Origin of the sequence: Mobilicoccus pelagius NBRC 104925 (genome assembly GCF_000247995.1) — a bacterium.
Taxonomy (GTDB): domain Bacteria; phylum Actinomycetota; class Actinomycetes; order Actinomycetales; family Dermatophilaceae; genus Mobilicoccus; species Mobilicoccus pelagius.
Genome location: NZ_BAFE01000056.1, coordinates 1 through 24,063, shown reverse-complemented (window position 1 = coordinate 24,063; position 24,063 = coordinate 1). Strand labels below are relative to the sequence as shown.

Genomic DNA, 24,063 nt, shown 5'->3' with positions numbered 1-24,063 from the left:
CGGGTGACAATGGGGCGAGCCGCGCCCCACCCCGCTCGACATGCCGCCCGAAAGGACACCGTCGTGAAGCTCCACCGCAGCCGCCGCCTCGTGGCAGGAGTCGCCCTCCTGGCCGCCCTGCCCCTCACCGGATGCACGACCCCCGGAGCCGAGCCCGGGACGGCCGCCCGGGTCGGCGACCGCACCGTCTCGGAGAAGGACGTCGACGCGGCGACCGTCGAGCTCGCGCAGGTGCAACTGCCCCAGCAGATCGACGCGAGCGGTGTCACCCAGTTCCTCGCGATCGGCCCGCTGCTCCTCGACAAGATGAGCGACGCCGGTGTGCCCGTCGGTACCGCCGAGGCCCGCAGCCAGCTGCAGAACCCGCGGATGACGCTCTCGAAGCCCACCGAGGAGGTGCTGCGCACCTACGTGGCCCTCCAGGAGGTCAACCAGGCCCAGCAGATCCTCCAGCAGGGCGTGGGCGACGCCCGCCTCACGAGCCAGGCCCGCAAGGTCGCCGCCGCGAACGACGCCTTCGAGCAGGAGCTGCGGACCTACGTCACCGACGGTCGCGTCGAGGTCAACCCCAAGTACGCCAAGCTCCCCGTCAACTGGGTCTACCAGAACGGCATGGGCACGCAGGCACCCGAGGGCCAGGACGCGCCCCGCGAGGCACCCGCCCAGTGACGACGCACGACTCGCGGCCGCCCGCTCGGAACACCTCCGGGTCGGCGGCCGCTCGCGTCGGCAGGCGCGGCGAGGCCGTGCTCGACCTCGTCGACGTCATGGACCGTCTCCGTTCGCCCGGCGGCTGCCCCTGGGACGCCGAGCAGACGCACGCGAGCCTCGCGCCCTACGCCGTCGAGGAGGCCTACGAACTCGCCGACGCCATCGAGGGCGGCGACCTGCCCGACCTCGTCGACGAACTCGGCGACGTGCTCCTCCAGGTCGTCTTCCACGCCCGCGTCGGCGAGGACGGCGATGACCCCTTCGACATCGACGACGTCGCCCGCGGCATCGTCGCCAAGCTCCGCCGCCGCCACCCGCACGTCTTCGACGGTGTCGCCGTGAGCGGCGCGGCCGAGGTGGAGACGAACTGGGACGCGATCAAGGCCGTCGAGAAGCCCGACCGGGTCGGGCCACTCGACGGCCTCCCCCGCGGCATGCCCCCGCTCGAACGCGCCGTCAAGGTCGCCGCCCGCCTCGACCGCGCAGGCCTCCTTCCCGCGGACCCGGCAGCCCCGGCCGACACCGCACCCTCCGCAGGCACTGCGGACCCCGCGGACGTCGTGGACGTCGCGGTCCCCGCGGTCCCCGCAACGATGGAGACTGCTGTCGTGGCAGGCGGCCCCCCCGGGACCGACGTCCCCCACGACTCCGCCCCCGGCGATCTCGGCGAGGAGATGCTGCGCCTCGTGCTGCGTGCACGACGTGAGGGGAGGGACGTCGCCGCCGCACTCCGTTCCGCCGTGCGGCGACTCGAGGAACGAGCGACGGGCGACCGCCCCGACTGAGGCCTCGTGCCCCGGTTGCGGCCCCATGCCACGCGGCGGCCGCCCCGCCGCGCGCCCACGCCCGCCCGCTCCGGGGGTGCCGGCGGGCGACGGGGCGAGGGGGTGACGGGGCGACGGTCACGAGACCGCGGGGATGCCCCGGCGAGGGAGTCCGAGAGCGGGTCGTCCGGCCGTGGAGGGAGCATCCGAGGCCCGACGCGCACCCTCGGCCCTGCGGGGCCCCGGAGGCACCCACTAGGCTGGAGGAGTACCTCGTTCCACAGCACTCCCCACCTATAGCAAGGAGAGATTCGTGGCTAGCATCGAGCACATCGAGGCCCGGGAGATCCTGGACTCCCGCGGCAACCCGACCGTCGAGGTGGAGGTCCTCCTCGAGGACGGCACCGTCTCCCGCGCGGCCGTCCCCAGCGGCGCCTCCACCGGCCAGTTCGAGGCCGTCGAGCGTCGTGACGGCGACAAGGGCCGCTACATGGGCAAGGGCGTCGAGCAGGCCGTCGACGCGGTCATCGACGAGATCACCCCACGCCTCGTCGGCTACGATGCGAGCGACCAGCGCACCGTCGACCAGGAGATGCTCGCCCTCGACGGCACCGACAACAAGGGCAAGCTCGGCGCGAACGCCATCCTCGGTGTCTCCCTCGCCGTCGCCCGCGCGGCCGCGGACTCCGCCGGCCTGCCGCTGTTCCGCTACGTCGGCGGCCCCAACGCGCACGTCCTGCCCGTGCCGATGATGAACATCCTCAACGGTGGCTCCCACGCCGACACCAATGTCGACATCCAGGAGTTCATGATCGCGCCGATCGGCGCGCCGACCTTCCGTGAGGCCCTCCGCTGGGGCGCCGAGGTCTACCACTCCCTCAAGAAGGTCCTCCACGACAAGGGCCTCGCGACGGGTCTCGGTGACGAGGGTGGCTTCGCCCCCAACCTCGGCAGCAACCGTGAGGCGCTCGACGTCATCGTGGACGCCATCCGCTCCGCCGGTTACGAGCCCGGCCGCGACATCGCGCTCGCGCTCGACGTCGCCGCCAGCGAGTTCTTCGAGAACGACTCCTACAAGTGGGAGGGCGGCACGAAGACCGCCGCCGAGATGATCGACTTCTACGCCGAACTCGTCGAGGCCTACCCGCTCGTCTCCATCGAGGACCCGCTGAACGAGGAGGACTGGGACGGCTGGAAGCAGATCACCGAGCGCCTCGGCGACAAGGTCCAGCTCGTCGGCGACGACCTGTTCGTCACCAACCCCGAGCGTCTCGCCCGCGGCATCGAGAACGACACCGCGAACGCGCTGCTCGTCAAGGTCAACCAGATCGGTTCGCTCACCGAGACCCTCGACGCCGTCACGATGGCGCAGACCAACGGCTACCGCTGCATGATGAGCCACCGTTCCGGTGAGACCGAGGACACGACGATCGCCGACCTCGCCGTCGCCACGAACTGCGGCCAGATCAAGACCGGAGCCCCGGCCCGCTCCGAGCGCGTCGCGAAGTACAACCAGCTGCTCCGCATCGAGGAGCTCCTCGACGACGCGGCCGAGTACGCCGGCGCCTCCGCCTTCCCGCGGTTCCACGCCTGATCGTGGCCACCACCGGACCCCGCCGCCGCGCACCCCAGGGTGGGTCGGGTAACCCCCGACGCGCCCCGGGGACGCGAGGCGCGACCACCGGACGCGGCGCGTCCGGCGACAGGTCGCGCCCGGCGGGGTCCACCCCACGGCCCGCGGCACGACCCGTCCGCACCGGCTCCCGCCGGGTGACGATGCCGGGCGCACTCGCCCGCCGCTCCACGCGGCGTCTCGCGATGCTCGGTGGCGTGTTCGTGCTGCTCGCCGTCATGCTCGTCCCCCCGCTGCGCGCCTACCTCGTGCAGCAGCAGCAGTACCGCGACCTCGAGGCCTCCGTCACCCACAAGGAGTCGACGGTCACCGAACTCCGGCAGCGCACGCAGGACTGGCAGAACCCCGCCTACGTCGAGCAGCAGAGCCGCGCCCGACTCCGGTACGTCCGCCCCGGCGAGACGGCCTACGTCGTCGTCGGCGCCGACACGCTCCGCGACCGCCCCGCCCACGACAGCCTGTCGGTCATCGATCCGGGCCACAGCGCCGAGCCCCGAGCCTGGTACACGACCGTGTGGGACTCGATCGCCACCGGCGACACGATGGGCGACGATCCCCGCACCGCGCCGGTGAGCCGCCTCGACGCGCCCGAGGCCGAGACCGATCCCACGACGGGTCTGCCGGTCACGACGCCCGCCACGCCCCCGGCCGCACCGACGACCGGCCCCTGACGCGGCGGCGCCCCACCGCGCCACCGCGCCACCGCCAGAATCCTCACCCGAACTGCCACCGGCCCCACCGCCGCCCGATCGCCACGCCCGAGGTCATGACGTCTTCCGAGAACTCCCAGCCCGCAGCGTCGCCCGTCCCCGCCCCGGGGGAGACCGCACCGGACGCCACCCCGACTCGCGGCCCGGCCCATCCGGTCCCGGCCGTCACCGACGCACCGACCGAGGCGCCGGTCGCCGGGGAGGGCGTCGCACCGGAGGATCTCGCCGCCGTCGCCCGACAGCTCGGCCGGGAGCCCCGCGGCGTCGTCGGCGTCGCGCACCGGTGCCCGTGCGGCGACCCCGACGTCCTCGCGACCGCGTCGCGTCTGCCCGACGGCACACCCTTTCCCACGACGTTCTACGCGACGTGCCCGCGCCTCACCGGCGCGATCAGCACCCTCGAGTCGGCGGGGCTCATGAAGGACATGAGCGAGCGGCTCGCCGCCGACCCCGACCTCGCCGAGCGCTACTGCGCCGCGCACGAGGACTACCTGCGTCGGCGCGCACGGCTCGGCGACGTGCCCGAGATCGACGGCATCTCCGCCGGAGGCATGCCCGAGCGCGTCAAATGCCTCCACGTCCTCGCCGGTCACGCGCTCGCGGCCGGGCCCGGCGTCAACCCCCTCGGCGACGAGACCCTCGCCGCCCTGCCCGACTGGTGGGCCCACGGCTCCTGCACCCGGGCTCCCGAGGAAGAGGCCCGCCCGTGACCCGCGTCGGGGTCGTCGACTGCGGCACGAACTCCCTGCGACTCCTCGTCGCCGACGTCGAGGACGGCGTCCTGCACGAGGTGAGCCGCCACAACGAGATCGTGCGGCTCGGTGAGGGCGTCGACGCCTCCGGCCGTCTCGCCCCCGCCGCGATGGAACGCGCCTACGCCGTGCTGCGTCACTATGCCGAGACGTGCGCCGAGGTCGGCGTCGAACGCACCCGCCTCGCTGCGACGTCCGCCTCCCGCGACGCCGCCAACGCCGACGAGTTCTTCGCCGGCGTCCGCGTCGCCTTTCCCGGTCTGCAGCCCGAGGTGGTCTCCGGAGCCGAGGAGGCGGACCTCTCGTTCGTCGGCGCGACGTCGGCACTCCTCGCCCGCGGGGAGGAACTCGGGTCCACGCTCGTCGTCGACCTCGGCGGCGGCTCGACCGAGTTCATCCGCGGACACGCCGACCCGCTGCGAGCCGAGGCCGCGATCAGTGTGCCGCTCGGCTCCGTCCGCCTCACCGAACGTCTCCTCCGCGACACCGACGAACGCGGCGCCCCCACCACGGGGGCCATCGGCGCCGCCGCCCGCGAGATTGCGCGGCACCTCGACGAGGTCGAGACCGTCGTCCCCCTCAGGGACGTCGACACCCTGGTCGGCGTCGCCGGCACCGTCACCGCGCTCACGGCCCTCGCGCTGCGGCTCGACTCCTACGACCGCAGCCGCATCCACGGCGCCCACGTCGAGCTGCAGGACATGCTCGACGCGTGCGAGCGCATGTACCGCTCCACCCGGGAGGAGCGGGCGTCGATGCCGTTCCTCCACCCCAAGCGGGCCGACGTCATCGCCGCGGGCGCCCTCGTGTGGTCGGAGATCGTCCGGCGCACCCTGTTCGTCTCGCCCCGCCTCTCGCTCCGCACGAGCGAGAGCGACATCCTCGACGGCATGGCGTTGCGACTCGCATGAGGCACCCCGTCACCGGCGTCGAGTTCGAGTCGCCCGTCCCGCCCGGCACGGGATGGCCGGAGGACCCGGCCGCCCCCGACACGCCCGTCGCCCACGACGCGACCGACGTCGAGCGTCTCGCCCTCGCCGCCACCCTCCCGCAGATCGACGCCCGCAGCTCGGTGTGCCGCGCCTGCCCGCGCCTCGTCACATGGCGCGAGCACGTCGCGCTCGAGAAGCGCGCCGCGTTCGCCGACCAGCCGTACTGGGGACGCCCCGTCCTGTCGATGGGTGACCCGGAACCGCGTCTCCTCGTCGTCGGTCTCGCGCCCGCCGCGCACGGCGGGAACCGCACGGGCCGCATGTTCACCGGCGACCGCAGCGGCGACTGGATCCACGCCGCCCTCCACCGGGCGGGGTTCTCGACGCAGGCCGAGAGCGTGCACGCGGGGGACGGACTTCGGCTCAGCGGCGTCCGCATCATCGCGCCCGTGCGGTGCGCGCCTCCGGCGAACAAGCCCACGCCCGAGGAACGTCACACGTGCTCGGGATGGTTCGACCGGGAACTCGAGCTCGTCGCGCCGTCGCTCCGGGGGATCCTGGTCCTCGGCGGCTTCGGCTGGCAGGCGATGCTCACCGCCGCGCGCCGCGTCGGCTGGGACGTGCCGCGTCCCACGCCGAAGTTCACCCACAGGGCGGTCGCCGAGCTCGGCACGCCGCACGGCCCGGTGCGACTCGTCGGCAGCTACCACGTGAGCCAGCAGAACACCTTCACCGGCCGCCTCACCGAGCCCATGCTCGACGACGCCGTCCGCCTCGCCGCGGGACTCGACGACCCTGCCTGACGGGGATCTGCGCCACCAGCGACCCCTGCCTCCGCCGAGACAGCGACGGGCACGGCGCGCGGCCGGGGGTCTGACTCGGACGACGGGTGACGCCCACAGGCATGTGTCGACGGCCGGGGCAGGGGAACCGACAGGCGTGACCGCGGACAGGTGCGCGGTGCAGGCGGCTGTCCGATGTCCGAGCGTGGGCCGCGGGCCGACCCGATGAGGGCTGCCGACGGCGGCGAGTCTCACGTCGTCTCGGAGACCTCCCGACGCAGGTCGGCGAGGCGCCCGCCGAGGGTCCCGTCCGGGGTGCCCGCGCGGGCCGCCTCGTAGACGGCGACGCGGAGCTGATCGAGCGCGGTGGCGGGGCCGAGGTCCTCGACGGGGCCGCCGAGCCACTCGGCGGCGAGGGCGCGCATGGGAACGGCCGCAGAACGCGCCCGGCCCACCGGCAGCGTGTGCCACCGGTGGGCCAGGCGGTCGAGCTCGGTGCGGGCCGAGTCTCCGACGGGGTCGAGCATGGTCAGTCGCGGCTCTGCAGGTTGGCGAAGAGACGCAGCAGCTCGATGTAGAGCCAGACGACCGTGACGAGCAGGCCGTAGGCGAGGACCCACGAGTACTTCTCGGGGGCGCCGGCGTCGATGGCCCGCTGGATGGAGTCGAAGTCCATCGCGAGGGAGTACGACGCGAGGCCGACGGCGAACACCGAGACGAGGATGCTCAGGCCCGAACCGACCCCGAAGACGCCCCAGCCGGCGTTCATGCCGAAGAGCGCGGCGACGAAGTTGACGAGCATGAAGAGCATGTACCCGACGATCGCCATGCCGAAGATGCGGCGGCTGCGCGCCGTGACGCGGACGAGGTTCGTCTTCCACCCGAGGAACATCGTCGCGAACACGCACAGCGTCGCGATGACGGCCGTCGTGACGACACCGTCGTAGGCCCGGACGAAGACGGCCGAGATGCCGCCGACCATGAGGCCCTCGAACACCGTGAAGACGAGGACGAGGGCCGGGCTCACGTTCTTCTTGAACGCGATGACGAAGCCGAGGACCAGCGTGACGAGGGAACCCGTGATCGCGGCGAGGCCCGCGATGCCGGGGCTGATCATGAGGGCCGCCGTCCACGTGACGCCCGCGACGACGAGCATGAGGCCGAAGAGCAGGCCGGCCTTCATCATCACGTCGTCGAGGGTGAGGCGGCGGCTCTGCGCCGGGCCCGCGGCGGGAGAGTTGTAGAGGTCGTTCAGCTGTCCCGCGCTCATGTCGGGGCGGCCGGCGCTCTGGTAGTCCTGGGGGTGGCCCTGCGGGGATCCGTAGTACTGGGTCGACCGGTTGCTGCCGAAGCCGGCGTAGCCGCGGCGCGACTGCTCGTCGATCCGGTTGAAGACCGGGTTGCTCATGTCTGGGATGCCCTTTCGAAGCAGAGACGTGTCGGGAGTGTCAACGTCCGGGCCGTGGCCCCTGTTCCCGGGGTGGCGGGGAGGTCGCGCCGGCCGGTCGAACGGGGGACGGCCTCGCGTCCTCCCTGCGGCGCGAGCGCGCGCCCGCAGGCGGGACTCGTGGGGTCGACGCAGGGTCGGGGTCGGGGGAGGGGTGCGGCGGTGGCGCCCGACCTGGGAAGAGTCCGTCGACACCCGTGACGCATGCCCGCGCGCAGACGGCGGGCTCGTGATCGGGAGGGGCCGCGGTGCACCGACCACGGCGCCGGCGAGGTCGGCTTCCAGCCGGGGTGGGGCGCGAACACGCACCGCTCGACGGGGACGTGGTGGGTGCAGGAGCGCCGGTGGTCGCGCCGGACCGGCGTCGAGCGCCGGGGGTCGAGGAGGGACGACGGGCGTCGCCATCGGTGCCCCCGACGGGATTCGAACCCGCACTTCGGCCATTTTAAGTGGCTCGCCTCTGCCGGTTGGGCTACGGGGGCGGCACCAGCGTAGACGCGCAGACCGGCGCGGAGACCGGTCGTGCACACGCCGTCGTGGGCCCCGGCACGACGACCGGCGCCGTCGTCGTCCCGGGGGTCGTGCTCCCACGGCCGGTCGCGCACTCCCCGGGGGACGCCGACGGATCACCCGTCCGTGGAGGCTCCTGGAGCGGCTCCCGGAGCGGTGCCCTCGGTGGTGTCGAGCTCGTCGTCGGGGTCGTCGTGCTCGGGCGGGCCGTCGGGGCGGCGCCGTCGCAGGAGCATGGCGAGGCCGCGTCGCCTGTGAGTGGATCCGCCGTCGACGGCCCTGACCTCGGCGCCCGGGGAACGGGCGGCGCGGGCGGCGGTGTCCTCGACGGTGCCGACGCGTTCGCCGCGCAACCGATCGGGGCCGCGCTGCGCCTCCCCGGCCCACAGGCCGAGCGCGGCGCACACCGTCGGGAGAAGCGCCGACGCCGCCCGCGCGTACCCGGCGGGGGAGGGGTGGAACCGGTCGACGCTGAACATGTGCTCCGGCGCGGAGAGGAAGTCGGGGCGGAGCAGGTCGCCGAGGGAGACGGTGCGGCCCCCGGCCTCGACGACGGCGACCGTCTGGGCCCGGGCGAGCTCCCGGCTCCAGTGCTTCGTCAACGTCCGCAGCGGCTGCGCGAGCGGTTCGATCGTGCCGAGGTCGGGGCACGTGCCGACGACGACCTCCGCGCCGGCACCCCGCAGCGTCGCCACGGCGTGACGCAGGTGGCTCGCGGACACGGCGGTGGGGATGCGGTGCGTGACGTCGTTGCCGCCGATCGTGACGAGGGCGACGTCCGGCCGCGGCACCGCCTCGAGCGCCCGCCGCACCTGTCCGTCGAGCCACGGGGACTCGGCGCCGACCTCCGCGACGTTCGTCAGCTGCACGGGGCGCCCGGCGAGCGCCGACACGCCCGTCGCGAGGACGCCGCCGATCGTCTGGAACCGCGTGTCCGCCCCGAGACCGGCCGCAAGGCTGTCGCCGAGGACGACGAGCCGGACCGGTGCGCCGAGGCCTGCGCCGTAGAGGCTCGTGTCGTCGGGGGAGGCGTCGAACGGCTTGCCGATCGTGCGCCGCGCGAGACGCGCCTCGACCTTGAGGACGCCGTAGCTCACGGCGCCCGCCGCGCCGAGGCCGGCGAGTCCGGCACTCCCACCGATCACGGCACTCGTGAGCATCACGCGTGCGCGACTCATGCGTCCTCCGTCTCTGCACGGCCGGGCTCCCGCCGACGACGGTGCGGGCGGGCGTCGTGTCGTCGCCCCTCCGACGAGTGAACGCGACCCGGTGCCGGGCGGGTTCCGCGAACAGGCGGACCCTGGGGGACGAATGGATGAACGATGCGTGACATGCCCGCCCGGCACGTCGCCCGGACGGATCCCGGCCATCTCCTCACCCGACACGTCCACCGGGTGGGGCACCCGTCCGACTCCGGCACTCAGACGGCGCGGCGTGCGGACGATGGGGACGCAGGGAGGTAGGCCGCCTCCTGCGGCCAGGACGGCCGCTCACGACTCATGGATGAGTGATCGCGATGACCTCGATGCCCGATCTGTCGACCGCCGGCAGGGGAGTACCCCTGTCGGTCCTCGGCGTCTCCGGACGGCACGACGTGACGCCCTCGCGGGAGACCCGGACCGATCCCGGTGCGCAGACAGTGGACCCGCTCGAGCCGATCGGCGACTCCGCCTCCGTCCGCGCCGAGACCCGTCGTCTCGTCGCCGACCGGTACGCGTTGGAGACGCAGAGCCGCACCGCCGAAGGGCTCAAGGAGGCCCTCGCCGAGACCTCACGCCAGGTGCAACCCCAGGTGGCCGACCTGCGGCGGCTGTACGAACAACCGCGGCCCGCCGACGAGGGCGCCGCCCGCGCACAGGAGGACGCGACGCTCGCCGCCGCCACGGAAGCCGCCCAGCGCACCCGTGCGTCCGCGGCACGGCTCGCCGCCCTACGGATCACCAACCAGGAGAAGGCCGTCCGCATCGCCGAGGAGGCCGTCACCGACGCGCACCGCCTCGCGGAACTCAACGACGAACTCACCGCGCAGACGCCCCCGACGGCCGCCCGCCGCACCGACATCCAGGCCCGCCAGCGGCAGCTCGCCGACGGGCTCGCCGAGAAGGTCGGCGCGACGATCCGCGAGAACCCCGACGGCACCGTCGACGCGACCCTCGACGACCGCGCCCTCGTCGTCGGCGGACGTGCGGAGACGCTCGAGGTCGATCGGCCCGTGTCCTCCCGCCCCGAGCCGACACCCGGGGGCAGGCCGCGGCGACACCTCTCCGGAGGCCCCGCCCCGCACCGAGGCGCCGCCCCGCTCCCACGCCCCGGTGCTCGACCGGCCGGACGGGCGGGAGACGCCCTCCGCGCCCCTGGCCGACGACGACACGGCTCCGACGGCCCGCCCCACCGCACCGGCCGCGGGCGGTACGGCCCCCGTCGTGGCGCCGCCCCGACCCGAGGGCCCGACGGCAGGTGACGGTGCGGCCACGCCGGGCCGCGCCGGAACTCCCCCGACCCGCGCGCCCGGTTCGACCACCGGGGACGCCCCCGCGCCGTCGCCGGCGTCGCCAGGACCCGTCACGGCCGAGGGGGACGCCCCACCGGTCGCCACCGCGGGACCGGGACCCGTCGACACGCCCCCGGCCGGGTCGACCACGCCCCCCGCCGTCGGCGGGACCACGGCTCCGTCCCCGTCCGCCCCGGGTGCGCCGCTCGGCCCCGATCCCGGTGCCGTCGCGGGGCCGGCCACGTCCCCCGCCGCCCCGGTCCCGGGAGACGAGGACACCGCGGGATCGCCCGCACTCCAGCTCCGTTGGTCCGACGGATCCGCGGCGACCGCGGGCGGTAGATTCGGCGGGCACGTCGCCGCGGACCGCACCCTGCTCCGACCCGCCGTCGACGCCCTCGACGAGGTCGCCCGCTCGCTCGTCGGCGCCGTCCGCGACGCCCAGGCGGCCGGGACGACGGCCGCGGGCGCCCCCGGTGTCACCCTCCTCGCCGGCGATTCGGCGTGGACGCTGCGCGTCGCCGACGGCGTCACCGGCGCCGACGTCGCCTCCGGCGCACCGCTCCTCGGCATCTCCCTCGGCGGGACACCCGCAGCGGGGGCCACGAGCGAAACGTCGGCCGGCCCCGGTGCGCCGGGCGCGGCGGCAGGACCCACCGGGACCCCCGGCGCGATTCCGCCGACCGGCACGCCGACCACCCCGGGCGGATCGGACGCGGACACCTCGCCCCTCGAGGCGCTCGAGGCGCTCGAGGCGCAGGCCGCGGCCACAGCCACCGCCCTCGGGCGACGCGCGGGCCTCGTGGGTGCCTTCGACGCCGCCGTGACGACGGCCTCCGCCCGCATCGGCCGACACGTCTCCGAGGCGCTCGGCGCGATCGGGGAGGTCCCGACGTCCACCCTCGTCCCGGCGCTGCACCAGGCCAACGCCGCGATGGCCTCGGCAGGGTCGGCCGCACGTCAGGCCGTCGCCACCGGCATCCCCGTGCTCGTCGGGTCGAGCGACCCCGCCGTCGCGACCGCCGCAGGCGTCGTCCCGGTCGAGGGCACGGGGGACGGCCGCGTCTCCGAGATCCTCGCCGTCGACGTCCGCGCCGTCGCGGGCGCTCCCGGCGTTCCCGCGGCGGGGATCCCCGGCCTCGCGGGCGCCGGGGGCGACGCCTCCACCACCGGGTCGCCCACCGACGCCGGACGCACCGTCGTGGTCGTCGGCGGGGTCGAGACGACGTCGCCGACCCGCGTCCTCACCGGCGTCCGCCCGGGCATCGACGTCACCGTCGCCGCCCCCGGGACGGCCACCCTCGCCATCACGCCCGACCCCGGCCCGGCACTCGGACGCGTGCAGACCCTCGTCGACGCCGTCGGGCAGGTCGCCGACGCCGTGGGGGGAGCCCTCGGCGCGACGGGCGAGATTCCTGCCGGCGGCCCCGGGGCCGCCGGACGTCCCGCGCCGACCGACACCTCGCGCGGTGCACTCGCCTCCACGTGGGCGGCGATGACCTCGGCCGCCTCGTCCTTCGCCGCCTCCTTCACCGCACCCGCGGCGTCGGCGTCGGGCGGGGACACGGTCGCCGGCGTCCTCGGCGCCGTCGCGGCACCGCTCGCCGCCGCCGTCGGCGAGGCGTTCGTCGACGCCGACGGCCGCCCCCTCATCGCCGGGACGTCGGTCCATCGCAGCCGGGTCGCCCTCGACCGTGAGGCGTTCGCGCACGAGTACGTCAAGGATGCCGTCGGCGTCGAGAACACTGTCGCGTCCGTCGCCCGCTCCGTGGCGTCGACGTCGGAGGCCGCATCCGACCCACGCGTCGGGGCGCTCGCGATCCGCATCCAGGCCGAGCTCGCCCCGCAGGGGGAGTACACGATCGACAAGTCGGGCGCCGAACAGCGCCTCGACTCCCGCCGCATCGACCTCGACCGCCGCGTCGAGGCACTGCAGTCGCTCCTCGAACGCCTCGAGGACCAGTCCGGGTGGCTCGCCTCGCACACCGCCTGACCGCGGACCCGGGACACCGGCACCCGTCACGTCGTCGACGACCCGCTGTGTCGCACGCCCCAAGTCGCACGCCCGAGTCGCACGCACCGAGTCGGGCGGGGCGGAGACGGACCGGGCCGGGCTGCGTGGCTGTCCGGTTGCCCGGCTGCCTGGCTCCGTGGGTCCGTGGGTCCGTGGGTCCGTGCGCGTGGGTCGGCCGTCAGCGACGAGCGCGTGCCGACATCGTGCGCAGGAGGAGGGCGGCGGCGACGACCTGGGAGAGCGCGACGAGGGCGACAAGCGTCGGGACGGAGCGGTCGAGGAGGAACCCGGCCGTGGCTCCGCCGACGAGGGCGAACACGCCCTGCACCGCGGCGAACACGCCCTGCACCGCGGCGAACACGCCCTGCACCGCGGCGAACACGCCCTGCACCGCGGCGAACACGCCGTGGGCCGTCGCGAGGGACGCCGCCGGGACGAGATCGGCGACGAGTGCCTCGATGGCCGAGTCCTGGATGCCCGTCGTGCACCCCCACAGCGCACCCCGGCGAGCGCGAGCATCGGCGAGGCACCGAACGCGAGCGGTGGCACGATGGCGACGGCCACGGGGACGACGAGGAGGGTGACCGGACCGACGCGGTCGAAGACCCGCCCCGTGACGAGGGCCGCGACGGCCTCCGCGGCCACCACGGCCACCGCGGCTACCGCGGCGGCGTAGACGAGCGGGATCGACGCGGCGGCCATGCCGAGGTCGCGGGTGAGATGCACCGAGATCACCGCGACGGTGACGAGTCCGGCCGCCGCCACCCCGGCGGCGCAGGCGCACCGGAGGAACGCCCGTGGCAGATCCGCGCCGAGGACCGTCCGCCACCACGCGCGTCGACCGCCCGTCCCGTCACCCGTGGACGACGTGACACCCGCCGGCGACGCGGCATCGGCCTGCGGCGTCGCATCGGTCGGTGCTCCTCCCGGGATCGCCCCGTCGAGCGTGCGGCGAAGGCGAAGGAGGGCGAGCATCGCGAGGGCGCCCGGCACGGCGAGACATGCGAATCCCGGCCACGGGGACGAGGTCGCGGCGACGACGCCCGCGACGAGGAGCGGCCCGGCGAAGGCGCCGACCTGGTCGAGGGTCTTGTGCACCCCGAACCCGCGACCGCGGCCGAGGGACCGCGCCGCCGTCGCGAGGAACGCCGACGTGGACGGCGACCGCACGGACGTGCCGCCGCGTTCGAGGAGGATCATCGCCGTCTCGGGGCGAGACCGGCGGCTCCGAGGCGCGGCGCGACGGCGAGGAGCGGCACGTACACCGCGGTGAGTCCGTATCCCGCGACGGTGGACGACCAGTGGGTGCCGCGACGGTCGGCGGTGGGGCCGGCGGAGTGGCGCAGGAGGAGGGCCATCGCCTCGCTCGCCCCGGTGACGAGCCCGACGACCGTCCCCGACGCGCCGAGGGCGAGCAGCGCGTGCCCGTAGAGGGAACGGCCGCCCTCGTGGACCATGTCGGCGAAGAGGCCGACGACGCCGAACGCGACGCCGACGCGCCACGCGGACGGGCGGGAGGAGACGGAGGCGCTCACGGCTGGACGGTAGCGGCCCCCGTCGCGGTGCGCAGGGCTCGACATCCGGCCGTGCGGCGTGCCCGGCCGACGCACGCGAAACACCCGGTCCGCCTCGTCCGGCCGGGATCACCGGGTGAGGGGGAGGATGAGGGTCAGCCGTCGAGAAACGCGGTGAGCGCACCCGTCGGGGTGATCTCGACGCGGCCGTCCCGGCCGGGGGCGGTGAGGGCGTCGATGTGGCCGTCCTGCCACGTGTAGAGCTCGGGGCTCACGGGGCCGGCGCCCTCGTCGTAGGCCGTGCCGGCGAACCGGAGCATGACGGGCAGCACCGCGCGGACGGACTCGGGGTCGGTGGGCAGGTGGTAGACGATCTGCTGCCGCGTGGGCACGGCGAAGACGATGCCGCGGGAGAGGTCCGCACCGGGGTCGAGCCGGTCGACGACGCCGGGCAGGTCGAGGGCGAACGTGGCGGTGAACGGCGACTCGGAGAACACGACGCGCACCGCGCCGGACCCCTCGCCGTAGATCTCGGACTCGAGGCGGGTGCGTTCGGCGAGCGTCCGCGTGGCCTCCGTGGCGGCGGTGACGGCCTCCTCCAACGGCACGACGGCGGTGACGACGTCGGCGGACACGGGGAGGAGAGCGTCGGGCGTCTCGACGACGAGGTGCCGGACGAGGCCGGGGGCGACGGGCTCGCATGCCGCGGGCTGCTGCGGCATGCCCCGCACGTAGGACTCCTCGGCGAGGCGGAGGCGGAGGGCCTCGAGCATCTGCCGGCGGGTCATGTCCTCGGGGCCGACGGGGTCGACCGCGGTGACGAGTTCGCGCACGTGCTCGGAGACGAGCGCAGGCCACTCCTCGGGGGCGTTCGCCGCGCCGCAGATCGTCGCGAGGTTCCACAGCTCGACGGTGGTGCCGTCGGCCGTGACGATCTCCCCGCCCTCGACGCGGGCCTCGATGCCGTACGCGGCGAGTGCGCTCAGGGTGAGCCGGCGGAGCTCATCGGCCTCTGAGACGGTCATGAACGAGAGGTCCGGGTCCATCGACTCGGTGCGGCGGCGTGAGAACAGTCCCATGGGGGCATCCTGCCAGCCACGACGACACCGCCCGCCGCCTCCCGGTGAGGGAGGGGTGGGCGGTGTCGTGGTGAGGCGGGCCGGCGCCGTCAGCCGCGGGGCGGCTCGACGTCGGTCTGCGCGGGGACACCCACGAGCCCGACGGGGCAGCTGTAGCCGTTCGGACCGTGGTTGCAGTACCCGTTCGGATTGGCGTCGAGGTACTGCTGGTGGAAGGCCTCCGCGTAGTAGAACGAGCCGGCCTCCTCCACGGGACGGATCTCCGTCGTGATCGTGCCGTGCCCCGCCGCGGTGAGGACCTCCTGGAACGCGGCCTTCGCCGCCGTCGCCGCGGCGAACTGCTCCGAGGTGGTCGTGTAGATCGCGGACCGGTACTGGGTGCCGACGTCGTTGCCCTGCCGGTTCGGCGTCGTCGGATCGTGGTTCTCGAAGAGGGTCGCGACGAGACGGTCGGCGCCGATGCGGGCCGGGTCGTAGGCGACGAGCACCGTCTCGGCGTGCCCGGTACGACCCGTGCACGTCTCCTCGTACGTCGGGTTGGGCGTGTGGCCACCCATGTACCCGACGGCGGTGGAGACGACCCCGTCGAGACGCCAGAAGATCCGCTCGATCCCCCAGAAGCAGCCACCGGCGACGTACAGCACCTCGACGCCGTCACCGAACGGCGCCGTGAGGGGCGCGTCGAGGACCAGGTGCCGCTGGGGCACCCCGGGCATCGGCGTGGACCGGCCCGGCAGGGCCTCGTGCGGTTCGACCATCGTCGGCGTCTGACGGAAGAACATCAGACGCGGTAGGGCTTGGCGCCGGTGATCGTCACGGTGATCGTCTTGCCGTTGGGCGCGGCGTAGGAGGCCTCCTCGCCGACCTTGCGGCCGTTGATCGCCTCGCCGAGCGGGGACTTCTCCGAGTACACGTCGATGTCGTCGTCGTCGCCCTTGATTTCGCGGCTGCCCAGCAGGAACGTCAACTCCTCGCCGAACATGTCGACGCTCACGACCATGCCAGGCTCGACGACACCGTCGTCGGGCGGGGTCTCGCCGACGATCGCCGTCTGCAGCAGCTGCGTGAGCTGGCGGATGCGGGCCTCCATCTTGCCCTGCTCCTCCTTGGCGGCATGGTAGCCGCCGTTCTCACGGAGGTCGCCCTCGTCCCGGGCCGCCTCGATGCGCTTGCTGATCTCGGCACGCCCATCGGTGGAGAGATGCTGGAGTTCTGCCTCCAGGCGGTCGTGTGCCTCCTGCGTGAGGTAGCTGGCCTGCGCGGTGGTGTCGGACACGTGACTGCTCCTTGGTCGAGTGGGACTCCCTGCGGCACATGCGCACTCCTGTCCACGAACCGTGACCGGCGCGTGGGCGGAGCCCCCGGGTAGATCGAACGGCCCGCCGTCAGGGGGGCCGTGGATAAGTCCTCCATGATAGAGCGCCCCGCCCCTCATGGCGATTCGATGTGGGACACCCGTCCCCGTCCCCTCCACGGGCACGAGCGGGGGCCACGAGCGGGGGCCACGCGCGGAGGCCACGCGCCGGTGCCACGCGCCGGGGCCTCGACGGGCCTCAGGCGCGGGGGTCGGCGCCGTGGACCACCTCCGCCGCTCCGTCCGCCGTTCCCGGCGGCGTCGTGCTCGTCGTGCTCGTCGTGCTCGACGCGGTCGTCGGTGCCGTCGTCCCCGTCGTCCCCGTCGTCCCCGGAGTCATGCGCAGCGTGGTGCTCAGCGCACGCGGCACTGGGTGACCTCGCCGGCGACGGGCCGGGCGGAGGTGCGGACCTCGATGTGACGCGTGAGTCGGGGTTCCCCGCCGGGTGGGACGACGTCCTCGACCCGGCCCACGATCGCGTGGCTGAGCTCGCGTGCTTCCACCGCACAGACGACCGTGCGGTCCGTGGGGCGAGTGAGCTGGTAGCTCACGACGACGTGTCGGCCGTCGCGGATGTCGTACCCGACGTTCGTCCACAGTGGCTTGCCCATGGTCGAGGCGAGGCCGAACCAGATGGCGAGCGCCGTGCCGAGCAGGAGCGTGAGCGGCCCGACGATCCACAGGATGCGCTGGGAGCGGGGGAGGGTGCGGTAACGGGCGAGGGCGGACACGCCGACAGGCTACGCGGTGGCCCCGGGCGGCGGAGCCCTCCTCGGTGCGCGGTGCCACAATGACGGGCGAGTACGACCGTGCCCCCATCGGAGCCCCCTGCCATTCGAGGAACCCCGTGACCGAATCCTTCCGGCTTCTGGCCGTCCACGCCCATCCCGACGACGAGTCGAGCAAGGGTGCCGCCACGATGGCGCACTACCGCGCCCAGGGTGCGCGCGTCCACGTCGTCTCGTGCACCGGTGGGGAGCGGGGCGACATCCTCAACCCCAAGTTCGAGACCCACCCCGACGTGCTGCGCGACCTGGCCGGGTACCGCCGACAGGAGATGGAACGGGCGCGGGAGATCCTCGACGTCGAGCACACGTGGCTCGGGTTCGTCGACTCGGGTCTGCCGCAGGGCGATCCCGGCCCCCGCTGCCGGCGGGCTGCTTCGCGCTGGAGCCGGTCGACGTCACGGTCGAGGCCCTCGTGCGGGTGATCCGCGAGTTCCGCCCGCACGTCATGACGACGTACGACGAGAAGGGCGGCTACCCCCACCCGGACCACATCATGACCCACGTCGTGTCCGTCGCCGCGTTCCGTGCGGCGGGCGACCCGGAGGCCTTCCCTCACGCGGGGGAGCCGTGGCAGCCGCTCAAGCTCTACTACAACCAGACGATCGCCGTGGACCGCATCCGGGCGTTCCATTCCGCGCTCACCGAGCGGGGCGCGGAGTCCCCGTTCGGCGAGTGGCTCGAGCGGTGGGCCGACCGTCCGTCGCGGACCGTCACGACGCGCGTCGACGTCGCCGACCACTTCGAGACGCGCGACGCCGCGCTCCGGGCCCACGCGACGCAGATCGACCCCGACTCGTGGTGGTTCGGCATGCCGCTCGAGACCGAGCGAGAGGTGTGGCCGACCGAGGACTTCGAGCTCGCGGCCTCATACGTGCCCCACGAGGCCGGCGAGTCCGACCTCTTCGCCGGCCTCGGGTCCGCAGCGGAGGCGGACGCCCTGTCACGCTCCGCCGTGGCGGGCGAGGCGTCATTGGTCGTCGACGACGTCGTCGTCGACGAGGAGATCCTTTCGACCCTGAAGGGGGAATGATGGGCGGCATCAACCAGACGATCTCGGCCGGTCTCGGCGGGTTCCTCGCGCTGTTCGTCCTCGCCGTCGTGCTCTGGCTGCTCATGCGCAACATGAGCGGTCGGCTGCGCAACGTGCGCTTCGACGAGGAGCTCGAGGACGAGCGTCGTGCGGCGGAGGCCGAGGCCGAGGGTGTGCACGCGCGCCCGTCCCGGCGTCGGATCTTCCTCCCGGTCGACCCCGACAAGCGCCCGACGTTCGCGCCCGACGGCCCCGCCACCGCCTACGGCGAGGGCGCCCGCATGCCGGTCGAGGCCGACGCGCCGCGCCGCACGGCCGCTCGCGACGGGGCCGCCGAGGCGGGATCCCCTGTTACGCCCGAGGATCCGCGAGCCTGACGCCTCGGGAGCCGCACACGTGGTGGCCACGCCCCGGCGTGGCACGCACTCGGCCCGTCCTCGGCCGAGGCACGGCTCCCGCCCAGCCCGGGGCGGTACCGTTGATCCGGTATCCCCTCCCCGACTGGAGCCGCTGTGGACGTGAGTGACCTGCTCTACGGGGCATACGAACGCAAGCTCGTGGCGCAGCTGCCGCCCGAGCGGCTCCCTCGCCACGTCGCCGTCATGCTGGACGGAAATCGCCGCTGGGCGCGGGAGAACGGCGCCGCCACCGCCGACGGACACCGGGCGGGTGCCGACAACATCGTCCCGTTCCTCAGCTGGTCCGAGGAGGTCGGCATCGAGATCGTCACGCTGTGGCTCCTCTCGACCGACAACCTCAAGCGCGACCCCGACGAGCTCGCCCCGCTGCTGCGGATCATCGCCGACGTCGTCGGGGAGATCGCCGGCATGCGCCGCTGGCGGGTCAACCCCGTCGGGGCTCTCGACCTCCTCCCCAAGGGCATCCGCGCAGAGCTCCAGGCGGCCGCCGAGCGCACCGCCGACATCGAGGGCATGGTCGTCAACGTCGCCGTCGGCTACGGCGGTCGGCAGGAGATCGCCGATGCGGTGCGCGCGATGCTCCAGGAGGCCGCGGCAGCCGGACGTACCCTCGAGGACGTCATCGAGACCCTCGACGTCGAGACGATCGCCGCACACCTCTACACGCGTGGGCAGCCCGATCCGGACCTCGTCATCCGCACCTCCGGCGAGCAGCGCATCGGCGGGTTCCTCCTCTGGCAGAGCACGCACAGCGAGTTCTACTTCTGCGAGGCGTACTGGCCCGACTTCCGTCGCGTCGACTTCCTCCGCGCCCTTCGCGCCTTCGCCGAGCGGGAACGCCGCTTCGGCTCCTGAGGTCCGCCCCGGCGTCCGCCGCGGCCCGACCTGGGTCCCGCCGCGGATCGCCACGTCGCCCGACGGGGCGTCCCGGTCGGTCGTCCGACGACGCGTCGATTCCCAGCCCACGCCCAGACGCACCTGTCATGATGGAGAGGTCACCCATGAGTCGGACGGGGCCGTCACGGCGCTGCCCACCTCCGCCACGTTCGTCGTCGCCCACCAATGGGCGGCCCCCGCGGACGGGCCTCCGCGCGGCGGACATCGGGGACACGACGGTTCGAGACCAGCGGGCGGCACGCGAGGGGGGCGGATGACCACGGCGCACGAACGGATCGGCGCGCACGACGCGGCAGGCTCCACCTCGACGACCCGGATCGTCCTCGCGGCGCTCCGCGGTGCCCGCTCCGATCTCGCCGACGCCTGGCATGCCCCGCTCGTCCGGCAGGGCTTCGTCGCGATGCTCCTCATCGCCCTCGGAGCCTTCTCCCCGGCGTTCGTCGCCGCCGACGCGCCGCTCTACGACGGGCCGTTCTTCTCGCACATGACGAGCGAGCCCGCCCGGTTCACCGCGACGGCGCTCCTCCTCGTCGGTCTCCTCCGACTCCTCGACGTGTGGCTGCGCCTGCGACCCGCGCCCGGGCGGCCCACGGCACCCGTCGCCGCGTGGGCGTGGTGGAGCCTGCCCATCGCCTGCGTCCCGCCGTTGTTCAGCCGCGACGCCTACAGCTACGCCGCGCAGGGCCTCGTCGTGAGCCGGGGAATGGACCCCTACCGCACCGGCCCCATCGCCGTGCCCGGGGCGTTCGCCGACCAGGTCGACCCCCTATGGCTCTACACCGCCGCCCCCTACGGGCCGCTCGCCCTACAGGTCCAGCGGCTCGTCGTCGACCTCACCGGCGGGCACGCGCTCCTCGCGGCGATCGCGATGCGGATCCCCGCGCTCGTGGCCCTCGGGGTCATCGCCTACGCCCTCCCGCGCCTCGCGCAGCGAATGGGCGTCTCCCGCGACCAGGCCGTGTGGCTCGGCGTGCTCAACCCCCTCGTCCTCATGCACCTCGTCGGTGGCATGCACAACGACGCGATGATGATCGCGCTCGTCGTCGTCGGGCTCCTCCTCGCCGCCGACGGCCGCTGGGTAGCCGGCGCGATCGCCGTCGCCGCCGGGGCCGGGTTCAAGCAGACCGCCGTCCTCGCACTCGTCGGGGTCGCCGGGCTCGCCTACCGCCACGCCCGAGGTCTCGCGGGGGAGGGTGCGCTGCGTTCGGGCGTCGACGAACCCGCCTACGCCCGCATCGCCGTCAAGGTCGGCCTCGTCGCCCTGGCGGCCTTCACCGTCCTCACGGCCCTCACCGGACTCGGCTGGGGATGGATCGCCAACCTCGGCGTCCCCGGCTCGGTGCTCTCCCTCCTCGCACCAGTGAGCATGCTCGCAGCGGGCGTCTCGTTCCTCCTCACCCAGCTCGGCGTCCCCGGTGAGTGGACGGCCGGGGTCGTCCCCGCGACGCAGGCCGTCGGCATGGTCGGCGTCCTCATCGGACTCGTGTGGATCACGTGGGTGCTCGCCCCGCGCCGGCCCGTCGCCGCCGCGGCCGCGGCGATGCTCGTCTTCACGTTCGGCGGACCCACGGTCTATCCCTGGTACGTGCTCTGGGGCGTCGTCCTCCTCGGCGCGACCGCCACGCACCGGCGCCTCGTCGCGGCCGTCTGCGTCGCCGCCGGGTGGCTCATCGCCTACTCGATGCTCGACCTCTCCGTCGTCAACGGCGCCGGCATGCTCGGCATCGCCGCCGTCGCGTGGGGCGCCCTCAACCTCTGGCGCCGCCGGGCCGAACTCGCCGCGCCGATGGCCGCGGTCGTGCCCGGGGACACCGAGGAGTTCGACGGCGACGTTCGGCGCACCCTCGCCGGCCTCCTCTCCCGCGGCTGACAGCCCCGGACCGAACGCAACGTCCTTCTCACGGCCCTCTCCCGCATCGGGCAGAACTCCCGCGTCGCCCGCACCCACGACGTCGCCCAGCGCGACAACCTCCGCGTGGGCCGGTACGACGGGATCGCCGCGGTCGTCGAGATCCTCGAGGGGCACCCGCAGTTCGCGCACGTGACGCTCGCGCAGCGAACGGAGCCCCATTGCGGCGCCCGTCACCGACCTGCTGGAGGGATCGGCGACCCGATCGGCCGTCCCGACCTGCCGCCGCCCACCGGCGGGGCCCGGTGCGCGAGGTGGCCCGAGGGGCGCGAGGTGGGGTCGAGTCGCGCGGAGAGGTGGTCCGGTGGGTGGGGTGTCTCAGCGGGTGAGCAAGGCGTCTCAGGCGTTCGACGCGCGCTGACAAGGGGATCCACCGCGTGACGGGACGATCGTCCCCGACGGGTTGGACGGGCGTCCGCCACGTGTCATCGTGAGGTCACGAAATCGTCAAGAAACGGTGTCCTTGCGACATCGGAAGTGGAAACCACTGTGTCTCAGCACTTCTCCCGCTCGGCTCGCCTCGCCGCGCCCGTCGCGGTCGCCCTCCTCGCCGCGGGATCGTTCGCCGCCGCGCCGCCGGCGCTCGCCGACACCACCTCCGCCCGTCCGCAGGGTGCCGCGCCCGCCGCGGTGCCGGCCTCGACGGCCCGCCTCGGCGCCGTCACCGCGACGATGCCGGGCCACCCCCTCGCCGGGGTCGCGCTCAGCGCCTTCGCCCTCGCCCCCTCCGTGGCGACGACCGCCGCCTCGACGCGGGGCTCCGCCGCCGCTGCGACGGGTGCGAAGGCCGCCGGGGCGCGAGCCCACGGCGCCCGGAGTTCCCGGTCGAGCGCACGCGCGGCGCGCTCGCCGAAGGCCGTGGCCCGTTCCCTCGCCTCCGCCCGAGGCTGGGGTGGACGCCAGTTCGCCTGCCTCGACGCCCTGTGGACCAAGGAGTCCGACTGGACGGCCACGGCGGACAACCCCACCTCGAGCGCCTACGGCATCCCTCAGGCGCTGCCCGGTCGCAAGATGGCCTCGCACGGTGCCGACTGGCGCACGAACCCCGCGACCCAGATCAGGTGGGGCCTCGACTACATCGACGACGTCTACGGCAGCCCCTGCCGGGCGTGGTCGCACTCCCGCGCCCACAACTGGTACTGAGCCGCTTCGCGCGCCAACCACGACGGCCCTCGCCCTTCCGAGGCGGGGGCCGTCGTGTCGTCGGTGGCGGTCAGAGGCCGAGGACGGCGCGGGCGATGAGGAAGTAGACGAGGAGGCCCGTCGCGTCGACGAACGTCGTGATGAACGGGTTGGAGAAGACCGCCGGGTCCACGCGGAGGGTCTTCGCGACGAGCGGCATGACCCCGCCGACGGTGGCTGCGAGGGTGCAGATGCTCAGCAGGGTGAGCCCGATGACCGCGCCGATGGGTGCCCCGTAGGCGAGGCCTGCGACGACGAACCCGACCGCGCCGAGGACGAGGCCGAGGCTGAGCCCGACGCGCAGCTCGCGGGCGAGGACGGCGAGGACGTCCCGCGGCCGGACGTCGCCGAGCGCGAGGGCACGGGTGACGGTGGTCGCGGCCTGGTTGCCGGTGTTGCCGCCCGTCCCGATGAGCAGGGGGATGAAGAGGGAGAGGGTGACCTTCTGCGCGAGAGTGGCCTCGAACACCTCGAGCACCTGCACGGTGAGGGTGGCCCCGACCGCGAGCACGAGCAGCCACACGACGCGGGAACGGACGATGGCGAGCACCGGCGTCGCGAGGTACGGCCGCCGCAGGGGCTCGGAGCCGCCGATGCGGGCCTGGTCCTCCGACTCGGCGTCCTCGAGGATCCGCAGGGCGTCGTCCACGGTGAGGATCCCGACGAGACGCCCCTCGTCGTCGACGACCGGCAGGGCCAGCAGGCGGAGGTCGGCGCACCATCGCGCCGCGGTCTCCGCGTCGTCGGTGGCCCGGGCCGAGTGCGGCTCGTCGAGGAGGTCGGCGACGAGGTGGTCGGGCGTCGCCGACATGAGGTCGCGGAGGCCGACGACGCCGACGAGCCGCCGCCGGTCGTCGACGACGGGGAGGGTGTAGACGGTCTCGGCGCCGGCGAGTCCCGCACGGACCCGCCCGAGGGTCTCCTCGGCGGTGAGGTGCGGATGGGCGGTGACGTACTCGGGGCTCATGCGTCGGCCGATCGACCCCTCCGGGTATCCGAGCACTGTCGCGGTGAGGTCGCGTTCGGAGGGGGACAGCGCCTGCAGGAGTCGGGTCGCGACCGAGGCGGGGAGCTCGTCGAGCAGGCTCACGCGGTCGTCGGGCTCCATCTCGGTGAAGACGGAGGCGACGTCCTCGTCCTTGAG

General features: G+C 74.1%; 25 protein-coding genes, 1 tRNA gene and 1 pseudogene. 16 read left to right on the top strand and 11 right to left on the bottom strand.

What is annotated here, in order from left to right; genetic code table 11:
* Positions 1–63 precede the first annotated feature (63 nt).
* From MOPEL_RS08760 to MOPEL_RS08730, 7 genes are all read left to right on the top strand, one after another.
* Entirely contained in the window at positions 64–669 is a 606-nt protein-coding gene (locus MOPEL_RS08760; protein WP_009482535.1) for a hypothetical protein, read from the top strand.
* A 77-nt stretch (positions 670–746) separates the two neighbouring features.
* Positions 747–1,496: a MazG family protein gene (locus tag MOPEL_RS08755; protein ID WP_040633748.1), complete on the top strand. Its 750-nt coding sequence runs from the start codon at positions 747–749 to the stop codon at positions 1,494–1,496.
* 292 nt (positions 1,497–1,788) lie between these two features.
* A complete protein-coding gene (gene eno / locus MOPEL_RS08750; RefSeq protein WP_009482533.1) occupies positions 1,789–3,069 on the top strand; it encodes a phosphopyruvate hydratase in 1,281 nt (426 codons plus the stop codon).
* Positions 3,070–3,251: 182 nt separating this feature from the next.
* Entirely contained in the window at positions 3,252–3,779 is a 528-nt protein-coding gene (locus MOPEL_RS15980; RefSeq protein WP_009482532.1) for an FtsB family cell division protein, read from the top strand.
* Positions 3,780–3,874: 95 nt separating this feature from the next.
* Positions 3,875–4,528: a DUF501 domain-containing protein gene (locus MOPEL_RS08740; protein ID WP_009482531.1), complete on the top strand. Its 654-nt coding sequence runs from the start codon at positions 3,875–3,877 to the stop codon at positions 4,526–4,528.
* Positions 4,525–5,481 (top strand): Ppx/GppA phosphatase family protein, encoded by a 957-nt coding sequence (locus tag MOPEL_RS08735; RefSeq protein ID WP_009482530.1) that lies wholly within the window; start codon positions 4,525–4,527, stop codon positions 5,479–5,481. The genes MOPEL_RS08740 and MOPEL_RS08735 overlap by 4 nt, the downstream gene beginning before the upstream one ends.
* Positions 5,478–6,305 (top strand): uracil-DNA glycosylase, encoded by an 828-nt coding sequence (locus tag MOPEL_RS08730; RefSeq protein ID WP_009482529.1) that lies wholly within the window; start codon positions 5,478–5,480, stop codon positions 6,303–6,305. The genes MOPEL_RS08735 and MOPEL_RS08730 overlap by 4 nt, the downstream gene beginning before the upstream one ends.
* Before the next feature lie 230 nt (positions 6,306–6,535).
* Here MOPEL_RS08730 and MOPEL_RS08725 read toward each other — a convergent pair whose 3' ends face one another.
* The 4 genes from MOPEL_RS08725 to MOPEL_RS08710 form a co-directional block, all read right to left on the bottom strand.
* Positions 6,536–6,811: a hypothetical protein gene (locus tag MOPEL_RS08725; protein WP_009482528.1), complete on the bottom strand. Its 276-nt coding sequence runs from the start codon at positions 6,809–6,811 to the stop codon at positions 6,536–6,538.
* Between the two features lie 2 nt (positions 6,812–6,813).
* Complete coding sequence (locus MOPEL_RS08720; protein WP_009482527.1) at positions 6,814–7,692, bottom strand: Bax inhibitor-1/YccA family protein; 879 nt, start codon at positions 7,690–7,692, stop codon at positions 6,814–6,816.
* A gap of 447 nt (positions 7,693–8,139) precedes the next feature.
* Positions 8,140–8,213 (bottom strand) — tRNA-Leu (locus MOPEL_RS08715).
* Positions 8,214–8,357: 144 nt separating this feature from the next.
* Positions 8,358–9,419 (bottom strand): SGNH/GDSL hydrolase family protein, encoded by a 1,062-nt coding sequence (locus MOPEL_RS08710; RefSeq protein ID WP_141631266.1) that lies wholly within the window; start codon positions 9,417–9,419, stop codon positions 8,358–8,360.
* 338 nt (positions 9,420–9,757) lie between these two features.
* On the opposite strand from MOPEL_RS08710, the gene MOPEL_RS17235 reads away from it, so the two are divergent.
* Positions 9,758–10,702, top strand: a complete 945-nt coding sequence (locus MOPEL_RS17235; RefSeq protein WP_009482525.1) for a FlgK family flagellar hook-associated protein — start codon at positions 9,758–9,760, stop codon at positions 10,700–10,702.
* A complete protein-coding gene (locus tag MOPEL_RS08705) occupies positions 10,665–12,725 on the top strand; it encodes a hypothetical protein (RefSeq protein ID WP_009482524.1) in 2,061 nt (686 codons plus the stop codon). Before MOPEL_RS17235 ends, MOPEL_RS08705 begins: the two co-directional genes overlap by 38 nt.
* Positions 12,726–12,924: 199 nt before the next feature.
* Here the strand turns inward: MOPEL_RS08705 and MOPEL_RS18505 are convergent, their stop codons facing one another.
* From MOPEL_RS18505 to MOPEL_RS15960, 6 genes are all read right to left on the bottom strand, one after another.
* Positions 12,925–13,149: a hypothetical protein gene (locus tag MOPEL_RS18505; RefSeq protein ID WP_009482523.1), complete on the bottom strand. Its 225-nt coding sequence runs from the start codon at positions 13,147–13,149 to the stop codon at positions 12,925–12,927.
* A gap of 793 nt (positions 13,150–13,942) precedes the next feature.
* Positions 13,943–14,281: an MFS transporter gene (locus MOPEL_RS18500; protein WP_245544748.1), complete on the bottom strand. Its 339-nt coding sequence runs from the start codon at positions 14,279–14,281 to the stop codon at positions 13,943–13,945.
* Positions 14,282–14,415: 134 nt separating this feature from the next.
* Positions 14,416–15,339 carry a hypothetical protein gene (locus MOPEL_RS08695; RefSeq protein WP_009482521.1) on the bottom strand — a complete coding sequence of 308 codons (924 nt, stop codon included), beginning with the start codon at positions 15,337–15,339 and terminating at the stop codon, positions 14,416–14,418.
* An 89-nt stretch (positions 15,340–15,428) separates the two neighbouring features.
* Positions 15,429–16,121 (bottom strand): peptide-methionine (S)-S-oxide reductase MsrA, encoded by a 693-nt coding sequence (msrA, locus tag MOPEL_RS08690; protein ID WP_009482520.1) that lies wholly within the window; start codon positions 16,119–16,121, stop codon positions 15,429–15,431.
* Positions 16,121–16,615: a transcription elongation factor GreA gene (gene greA / locus MOPEL_RS08685; RefSeq protein ID WP_009482519.1), complete on the bottom strand. Its 495-nt coding sequence runs from the start codon at positions 16,613–16,615 to the stop codon at positions 16,121–16,123. The genes msrA and greA overlap by 1 nt, the downstream gene beginning before the upstream one ends.
* 432 nt (positions 16,616–17,047) lie before the next feature.
* Positions 17,048–17,425 (bottom strand): DUF4307 domain-containing protein, encoded by a 378-nt coding sequence (locus tag MOPEL_RS15960; protein ID WP_009482518.1) that lies wholly within the window; start codon positions 17,423–17,425, stop codon positions 17,048–17,050.
* A 116-nt stretch (positions 17,426–17,541) separates the two neighbouring features.
* Between MOPEL_RS15960 and MOPEL_RS18975 the strand changes: the two genes are divergently transcribed.
* The 7 genes and pseudogenes from MOPEL_RS18975 to MOPEL_RS08655 all read left to right on the top strand — a co-directional run bounded on the left by MOPEL_RS18975 (position 17,542) and on the right by MOPEL_RS08655 (position 22,880).
* Complete coding sequence (locus MOPEL_RS18975; RefSeq protein ID WP_009482517.1) at positions 17,542–17,904, top strand: PIG-L family deacetylase; 363 nt, start codon at positions 17,542–17,544, stop codon at positions 17,902–17,904.
* The gene (gene mca / locus MOPEL_RS08675) at positions 17,790–18,512 is read left to right on the top strand and encodes a mycothiol conjugate amidase Mca (RefSeq protein WP_373279735.1); all 723 of its coding nucleotides are present in this window, start codon (positions 17,790–17,792) and stop codon (positions 18,510–18,512) included. The genes MOPEL_RS18975 and mca overlap by 115 nt, the downstream gene beginning before the upstream one ends.
* Positions 18,512–18,889, top strand: a complete 378-nt coding sequence (locus MOPEL_RS08670) for a hypothetical protein (RefSeq protein WP_009482515.1) — start codon at positions 18,512–18,514, stop codon at positions 18,887–18,889. Before mca ends, MOPEL_RS08670 begins: the two co-directional genes overlap by 1 nt.
* Before the next feature lie 135 nt (positions 18,890–19,024).
* Positions 19,025–19,786 carry an isoprenyl transferase gene (locus MOPEL_RS08665; protein ID WP_009482514.1) on the top strand — a complete coding sequence of 254 codons (762 nt, stop codon included), beginning with the start codon at positions 19,025–19,027 and terminating at the stop codon, positions 19,784–19,786.
* Positions 19,787–19,832: 46 nt separating this feature from the next.
* The gene (gene mptB, locus MOPEL_RS08660; protein WP_281023908.1) at positions 19,833–21,698 is read left to right on the top strand and encodes a polyprenol phosphomannose-dependent alpha 1,6 mannosyltransferase MptB; all 1,866 of its coding nucleotides are present in this window, start codon (positions 19,833–19,835) and stop codon (positions 21,696–21,698) included.
* Positions 21,699–21,710: 12 nt separating this feature from the next.
* A pseudogene (locus MOPEL_RS18495) lies at positions 21,711–21,930 on the top strand (PhoH family protein); the annotation flags it as partial.
* Positions 21,931–22,226: 296 nt separating this feature from the next.
* Positions 22,227–22,880, top strand: coding sequence for an aggregation-promoting factor C-terminal-like domain-containing protein (locus MOPEL_RS08655; protein ID WP_009482511.1), 654 nt, complete (start codon positions 22,227–22,229; stop codon positions 22,878–22,880).
* 70 nt (positions 22,881–22,950) lie between these two features.
* On the opposite strand, the gene mgtE is transcribed toward MOPEL_RS08655, so the two are convergent.
* Positions 22,951–24,063 (bottom strand): magnesium transporter (gene mgtE / locus MOPEL_RS08650; RefSeq protein ID WP_009482510.1); only part of this gene is annotated, 1,113 nt, incomplete at its 5' end.

Coding starts and splice junctions, on each gene's coding strand:
- MOPEL_RS15980 (WP_009482532.1), top strand. CDS start 3,252: ATGCCGGGCGCACTCGCCCGCCGCTCCACGCGGCGTCTCGCGATGCTC.
- MOPEL_RS08695 (WP_009482521.1), bottom strand. CDS start 15,339: ATGGGACTGTTCTCACGCCGCCGCACCGAGTCGATGGACCCGGACCTC.
- MOPEL_RS08740 (WP_009482531.1), top strand. CDS start 3,875: ATGACGTCTTCCGAGAACTCCCAGCCCGCAGCGTCGCCCGTCCCCGCC.
- MOPEL_RS08725 (WP_009482528.1), bottom strand. CDS start 6,811: ATGCTCGACCCCGTCGGAGACTCGGCCCGCACCGAGCTCGACCGCCTG.
- msrA (WP_009482520.1), bottom strand. CDS start 16,121: ATGTTCTTCCGTCAGACGCCGACGATGGTCGAACCGCACGAGGCCCTG.
- MOPEL_RS08670 (WP_009482515.1), top strand. CDS start 18,512: ATGGGCGGCATCAACCAGACGATCTCGGCCGGTCTCGGCGGGTTCCTC.
- MOPEL_RS08730 (WP_009482529.1), top strand. CDS start 5,478: ATGAGGCACCCCGTCACCGGCGTCGAGTTCGAGTCGCCCGTCCCGCCC.
- MOPEL_RS08710 (WP_141631266.1), bottom strand. CDS start 9,419: ATGAGTCGCGCACGCGTGATGCTCACGAGTGCCGTGATCGGTGGGAGT.
- MOPEL_RS17235 (WP_009482525.1), top strand. CDS start 9,758: ATGACCTCGATGCCCGATCTGTCGACCGCCGGCAGGGGAGTACCCCTG.
- MOPEL_RS08720 (WP_009482527.1), bottom strand. CDS start 7,692: ATGAGCAACCCGGTCTTCAACCGGATCGACGAGCAGTCGCGCCGCGGC.